Genomic DNA, 1,466 nt, shown 5'->3' with positions numbered 1-1,466 from the left:
ACCGCCTTACGGGGAGGACGGCGGATACAGCTGCGGGGGCAGTTTGGCGGCGGCCGTACGGTCCAGCAGCCACAGGGTGCGGGACCGTCCGTACGCGCCGGCCGCCGGGGCCTGGATCTCGCCTGGCCCGGACAGGGCGATGGCCACGGCCCCCGCCTTGTCCTCGCCCGCCGCCAGCAGCCAGACCTCGCGGGCGGCGCGGATGGCGGGCAGGGTGAGCGAGATGCGGGTGGGCGGCGGCTTGGGCGAGCCGTGCACGCCCACGACGGTGCGTTCCGTCTCGCGGACCCCGGGGTGCCCCGGGAACAGCGAGGCCACGTGTGTGTCAGGGCCGACGCCGAGCATCAGCACGTCGAAGGAGGGCACCGGCCCGTGGTCCTCGGGGCCGGCCGCGTCCGCCAGTTCCCGCGCGTAGGCCTCTGCGGCGGCGTCCGCGTCGTTGCCGAACGGACCGTCCGAGGGCGGCATGGCATGCACCCGCACCGCGTCGACCGGAACCGAGTCGAGCAGGGCCTCACGCGCCTGGGTCTCGTTGCGCTCAGGATCGCCCGAGGGCAGGAACCGCTCGTCGCCCCACCACAGGTCCAGCCGCGCCCAGTCCACCGCGTCCCGGGCCGGCGAGGTGGCCAGCGCGGCGAGCAGGGCGTTGCCGTTGCGTCCGCCGGTCAGCACGACCGAGGCGGAGCCTCGGGCGGCCTGGGCATCCACGATCTTGGTGATCAGCCGGGCCGCCGCGGCCTGTGCCATCAGTTCCTTGTCCCGGTGGACCACCACCTGCGGTGCCGTCATCGGGCGGCCGCCTTCTCGCCGGAGCCGCCGTCCTGGCCGGGCCCCGCCGCGGCGGCGGCGGACTCGACGGTCTCCTCGGCGTGCGCGAGCTGCTCGACACCGAACTTGACCGCCGCGGCGTACGCCTCGTCCGGGTCGAGCCGGCGCAGTTCCTCGGCGATCAGATCCGAGGTCGCCCGCCGCTGCAGCGCCACATGCCGGTCCGGCTGGCCGGGGATGGCCAGCTCGGCCAGCGCGCCGGTCGGCCGGTCCAGGCAGATCTCGCCGTCCGCGGTCGCCAGCCGTACGGCGGTGATCCCGGGGCCTTCGCTGGTCTTCCGCCGGACGGGCACACCGAGCCGCCGGGCGAGCCACAGCCCGAGCAGCTCCGTGCTCGGGTTGTACGCCTCGCCCTCGACGACGGCGCCCCTGACCGCGGCCTGCTTCTGGTCCAGTGCCGCGGCCAGCACGCTGCGCCACGGGGTGATCCGGGTCCAGGCGAGGTCGGTGTCGCCGGGGGTGTAGGTCTCGGCGCGCAGTCCCAGCGCGGCGACCGGGTCCTCGGTGGCCGCCGCGTCGGTGATCCGGCGCGCCGCGAGCCGGCCCAGCGGGTCCTCCGCGGGGTTCGCGGGGGCGTCCTCCGGCCACCAGACCACCACGGGGGCGTCGGGCAGCAGCAGCGGCAGCACCACGCTCTC

2 protein-coding genes are annotated in these 1,466 nt (G+C 76.1%); both read right to left on the bottom strand.

Annotated elements, in window-relative coordinates:
- Positions 1 to 6 precede the first annotated feature (6 nt).
- Positions 7 to 789, bottom strand: coding sequence for a 6-phosphogluconolactonase (gene pgl / locus ACRWND_RS30740; RefSeq protein ID WP_431955242.1), 783 nt, complete (start codon positions 787 to 789; stop codon positions 7 to 9).
- The coding region (locus ACRWND_RS30735) for a glucose-6-phosphate dehydrogenase assembly protein OpcA (RefSeq protein WP_431955240.1) at positions 786 to 1,466 on the bottom strand (681 nt) is incomplete at its 5' end. The genes ACRWND_RS30735 and pgl, both read right to left, overlap by 4 nt.

This window comes from Actinacidiphila sp. bgisy167 (genome assembly GCF_965342175.1).
Taxonomy (GTDB): Bacteria; Actinomycetota; Actinomycetes; order Streptomycetales; family Streptomycetaceae; genus Actinacidiphila.
This window is presented reverse-complemented; position numbering and strand designations above follow the sequence as displayed.

Coding starts and splice junctions, on each gene's coding strand:
- pgl (WP_431955242.1), bottom strand. CDS start 789: ATGACGGCACCGCAGGTGGTGGTCCACCGGGACAAGGAACTGATGGCA.